Annotated in this window: 4 protein-coding genes; 2 read left to right on the top strand and 2 right to left on the bottom strand. The window is 61.2% G+C overall.

The window, feature by feature from the left end; translation table 11 throughout:
- Window positions 1-2,261, bottom strand: a 2,261-nt coding sequence (locus tag JNL55_RS13940; RefSeq protein WP_293854029.1) for a TonB-dependent receptor domain-containing protein, incomplete at its 3' end; no start/stop codon positions are given.
- 149 nt (window positions 2,262-2,410) lie between these two features.
- Here JNL55_RS13940 and JNL55_RS13945 point away from each other — a divergent pair.
- On the top strand, window positions 2,411-2,989 hold the full coding sequence (locus JNL55_RS13945; RefSeq protein ID WP_293854032.1) for an RNA polymerase sigma factor: 579 nt from the start codon (window positions 2,411-2,413) through the stop codon (window positions 2,987-2,989).
- Complete coding sequence (locus tag JNL55_RS13950) at window positions 2,986-4,038, top strand: FecR family protein (protein ID WP_293854036.1); 1,053 nt, start codon at window positions 2,986-2,988, stop codon at window positions 4,036-4,038. The genes JNL55_RS13945 and JNL55_RS13950 overlap by 4 nt, the downstream gene beginning before the upstream one ends.
- Here JNL55_RS13950 and JNL55_RS13955 read toward each other — a convergent pair.
- Window positions 4,035-4,592: a hypothetical protein gene (locus tag JNL55_RS13955; RefSeq protein ID WP_293854040.1), complete on the bottom strand. Its 558-nt coding sequence runs from the start codon at window positions 4,590-4,592 to the stop codon at window positions 4,035-4,037. The genes JNL55_RS13950 and JNL55_RS13955 overlap by 4 nt on opposite strands.
- Window positions 4,593-4,867: the final 275 nt, after the last annotated feature.

Genomic DNA, 4,867 nt, shown 5'->3' on the forward strand with positions numbered 1-4,867 from the left:
ACCAGGCTCGGCACCACCAGCACTTTGGTTTCCAACTCCACCCCGCGTGAGCTCGCCTGGCCGGCATTGATCACGGCGTTGTAGCCGCAAGTGCCGAAGACGGTCACCGGCAAGCCATCCCATTTGATGTCGAAGGCGGCAGCGTTGATCTCGACGCGATCGGACCAGCGCAGCTTGGCGCCCACTTCGAAGTTGTCGAGATTGTCCGGATGCACAGCCGACAAGCGCGTCGACACGCCGTTCAGCCCGTCGATGTAGCCGTCGCCGTCGAGATCGCAATTCGCCGGCACCGGTGCCTGCGGGAAGCCGAGCCGGAAGCCTTGTGAGAACGTGGCGTAGACCATCGCATTTTCACGCGCCTGATAACTCAGTGTTCCCTTGTATACTTCGCCGGAATCCGTGCCGGTGTAGTACGTGTACGAGTAGCCGCCGAAACCGATGCCATCCAACGTCGTCGGCCGCTCGATGTCATAGCGGAAGGCTCGTGCGCCGACGATGGCCTTGAGGCCTTCGACAATCTCGTAGCTCACTTCGGCGTAACCGGCCTTCTGTTCGGTGTTGTCGCCGACCAGGAACTGACCCAGATTCAGATTGGGCGCACCTGGGTAGTACAGGTCCATCTGAGCCTGCGTGCCGCCGAACTTGTTGGCACCGCTGCGTAACATCTCCGAGTCTTCGTAGTACAGGCCAGCGATCACCGACCACGGCCCGTCGAACTTGGACGTGAAGCGCGTCTCCACCGCGGTGGATTTGGAAGCCTGGGTGTAGTTCTGCACCATCGGATTGCCGCCTTGCTCATCGCCCCAGAACAGACCGATGTCGTTCAAGTTCTGGAACGCCTGCTCGCTACGCGACACCGAGCCGAGCAGTTCGCCCCAACCCAAGTCGTACTCCAGCAAAGCATTGGCGATTTCAGTGTCGTCGACTTGCAGCTCGCCGCGCCCGAAGGTATTGCCGAACGTCCAACGCACCTGATCGTACTTACCGCCGACGGCCGGATAATAAATGCCGGACGACGCGGTGGTCGGCGAGGCGAAGGCCTGCACTTCCAGCTTGCCGTCTTGAGTGAGCTTCTGTTTTACGAAAGTGAGCGTCAACGACAACTCATCGCTCGGTCGTAACAGCGCCGCGATGCGCCCGCCCTCGGCAGTCGTGTTGCCCACCCTGCCGTGACCCGCAAGCTCAGGAACACCCAGCGCCGCCGCTTGAGCTGCGAACGTCGAATTGCTGGCCGCCACGTTGCGAACGTAGCCATGATCGAAGTAACGATAGGCCACGGCACGCACGCCGAGCACATCATCGATCAGCGGCAGATTCAGCACGCCTTCGATGTTGTCGTTGGTGCTGCCTTCGCCGCGAGTCACCGAATAGCCGGCCTTGACGTTGCCCGACACCGTCGATAACTCCGGCGGCGCTGGAATGTAACGCAAGGTGCCGGCGATGGCGCTGGAACCGAACTGCGTGCCCTGCGGCCCGCGCAACACTTCCACTCGCTCTATGTCGATCAAACGCAGATCCGACTGACCAACGCGGCCCGACGACAACGGCACTTCACCAAGGAACGTCGCAGTGGTCAAACCGAGATTGAAACCTTCGCCGGTGGGATTCACCGCGATACCGCGCATCACGATGGAGCTGGCGCCCGCGCCACCTTCGATCTGATTCACACCGGGCACGGTGCGCAGGAAGTCGGTCTGGCTCACCAAGTTACGACGGCTGATTTCCGCCGCGCCGATGGCCGCGATACTGATGGGCACGTTGGCCAGGTTTTCTGAACGGCGTGTGGCGGTGACGACGATTTCTTCCAAGCCCGCCTCGGGAGCGTCGACTCGACCGGTTGTCGAAGCAACGTCCGCTTGCGCCATGCGCAGCGGCCGTTCGCTGCTCGAAATAGCAGTTCGCTTCGCTGAATTAGCCGGACGGACCGCGACAGTGCGCCCATCCAAATACTCGGCCTTCAAACCCACCGGCTGCAGTAAGCGCTGCAAAGCTTCGTTGGCGGTATAGGAACCGGACAACGGTTCAGCGGTGATGCCGCGACTGACCGAGGACTCGACGATGATGGTCAGGCCGCTTTGCTGACCCAACGCGGTCAGCGCTTCGCTGATGGGCTGACGTTCCAGATTGAATTGCAGCTTCTTTTCAGCCGTATCGGAGACGCGCGACATGGCGCTCTCGACGCTCTGAGCCGTACTGACGGTACTGAACACGCCGCCCGCGGCGAGCAACGAAAAGATGGCGACGGATTGCGCTTTGCGCATGCAGGCTTTCTCCCCGACTGTAGTTGTATCCCCTGTCGATAAGACCTGGAAGACCCCAGCTCGGGTACGCCGCGAAACCACGAATTTTTCAGCTGATTATTTTTGCGCTTGACCGTACCCGGGCCCCACCCCTACAAGGTCTTACCTATATGTACTCACTGTCGAACAGCTCGCAGGACCCGCCCGGCGAAGACGCCCTGGCGCGGGCCTACGAACAGTATCGGCAGGAACTGCGGCGTTTTTTCGAGCGCAATGCCCGCGATCGCCAGACCGTGGACGATCTGATGCAGGCCATGTATTTGCGCCTGGTCCGGCGCGCCATCGGCGAACAGGTGCAGGACCCGCAGCGCTATCTGTTTCGGGTCGCCTGGAATCTGCTCCACACCACCAATCGCCGGCAACAGGAAGAACGCACGCGCACCGTGTCGTGCCACACCGCCGAGTTCGATGCGCACGCCGATCGAGGCAATGCGCTGTGGCTCGAAGACAATGCCAGCACCGCGCTGTTTCAAGAAGAGATGAATCGGGCACTGCGCGAATTGCCCGTCGCTTGCCAGGTCGCCATGTTGCGTCAGTATCGAGACAATCGCACTTATAAGGAGATCGCCGAGGAACTCGGTGTCACACCGCACGCCGTGAAAAAATACATCGTGCGCGCGCTGAATCACTTTCGGATGCACTTCAATGAAATGCGCCGACCCGAGGACACGGAGGCCGAAGCGCGATGAGTAAACGAAACATCGATGACTCCAAGGCGGCGGCGGACGCGGAGCTGGGATTACAAGCGGCGCAATGGCTGGTCAGCCTGAGCGATCCGGAGTTCGACCCTGAAGAAGGCTTCATCAGCATCGAGGCACGCAATCGCGCCTTCATCGAATGGGTGCGCGCTTCGCCCGACCATCTGCGGGTCTTCTTGGAAACCGTGGAGAGCCACAAGCATCTGCTGCAGATCGATGCAGAGCGGTTGGTGGATATCGAAGCACTGCTGCGCGAAGGCCGTGCTGATGTCATTACCTTGCACGCTCAGACGCCTACACCGTCGGTCGCACTTAGTCGGCGCACTGAGGTTCCGTCGCGCCGGCGACGGGTTGCTGTTAGCGCCGCTGCATTGGTGCTGGTAGCGACCGGCGTGATTGCATGGTTGGTCGATAGCCAAGGTCGATATACGACCAGCGTGGGCGAGCAACGCACCTGCAAGCTCGAAGATGGTTCCTTCATTTATCTCAATACCGACTCACACGTGGAAGTGACCTTCTCCGCGCAGGCACGCAATATCCGCTTGGTTCGCGGTGAAGCGTTGTTCGTCGTTGAGAAAGATTCGGCTCGTCCGTTCACGGTGACGGCAGGCAACACCACCGTTCGCGCGGTGGGCACTCAGTTCAATGTCCGCCGCCGGGACGAGCAAGCTGATGTCGCCGTCGTCGAAGGCACGGTGCAAATCACGACTGGCAACGAACCTCAGCGCCTGACTCGTGGCGAACGAGTTCAGATCGCTCGAGGCCGTGTCGAATCGCAGCGGCAGCGCACGGTGGAAGACGCCGTTGCCTGGCGCGAGCGGCGTTTGGTGTTTCATGATGCGCCGTTGGCCGAAGTGGCCGCCGAGTTCAATCGCTACAACCGCACCAAGATCCGAGTGGAAGGCGAACAGGCGCAACAGCTACAACTGTCCGGCATCTTCGATGCCGATCGTCCTCAAGCACTGATGTTGTACGCAGCCCAGAGCGATGCCTTCGCCGTCGAGCCCGACGGCAACGACTGGGTGATTCGCGCTCGCTAACTCGCAGACTTGCGTCGGCGCCATAACCAACGGACGCCGAACACCACCGTTGCCAGCAGCACCAATGCCGCAGGCACAACGCCTTCGGCAAGCCCCGCCGGAGGTTGCTGATCATGCAACGTAAAGCCGAGCCACAAGCCAACCCAAAAGAGTGAGCCGACGCCCGGCATCACGAACAGCACCAGCCGCTGCCGAGGATTCAACTTTATTTGCGGCGGCGCTGGCTGCGCGGCGGGAACAGGTGGAGCTGGCTGCTGAGGCGGGAATGCCGACGGTTCCTCGGGCATGTTGGGCGCGAGTAGCCAACCCAACCCGAGGCCAGCCAACCCCAGGCCAGCGACGGGCAACACGACCATCATCGACAGCCCGGCGAGCATCGCGAGCGTGTCGCTGCTAATCAGCACTGCTACCGCGAACGACACCACCTGCACGCCGATCACGAACGCCGCGACCTTGGCGACTTTAGGGAGCAAACGAATCCCGCGTCGTCTCGACCACCAGCCGATGGCCACACCGACGCAGACGATCGCGATCAACGGTAACGCATCACTCATGTCGACATTCCATGACACTGACGACGTATCGGCGCCACAGTATAAAGCGCTCATCGACCGGCCGGAATCCAACCCCGAAGGCCCAGCACCCGAAGTCGATTGCGAGCCTTGATCTCACAATCCGAGCCGTAGGCACCCCCACTTTGCCGCGCCGAGCGCTCTTACCGCTCCGAAAGGATCGGTACCAAGGGGCTCACCTATGCAGACACGCGACTTCACCCGCCGCCAGGCGATGCGGCTGACGACAATCGGTGCTCTGGGCGCCGGGCTGTTCG

It is taken from the genome of Steroidobacter sp. (assembly GCF_016790065.1).
GTDB lineage: Bacteria > Pseudomonadota > Gammaproteobacteria > Steroidobacterales > Steroidobacteraceae > Steroidobacter.

Bases quoted from the DNA above. Each gene is read 5' to 3' on its own strand.
- JNL55_RS13945 (WP_293854032.1), top strand. From the start codon at position 2,411: ATGTACTCACTGTCGAACAGCTCGCAGGACCCGCCCGGCGAAGACGCC.
- JNL55_RS13950 (WP_293854036.1), top strand. From the start codon at position 2,986: ATGAGTAAACGAAACATCGATGACTCCAAGGCGGCGGCGGACGCGGAG.
- JNL55_RS13955 (WP_293854040.1), bottom strand. From the start codon at position 4,592: ATGAGTGATGCGTTACCGTTGATCGCGATCGTCTGCGTCGGTGTGGCC.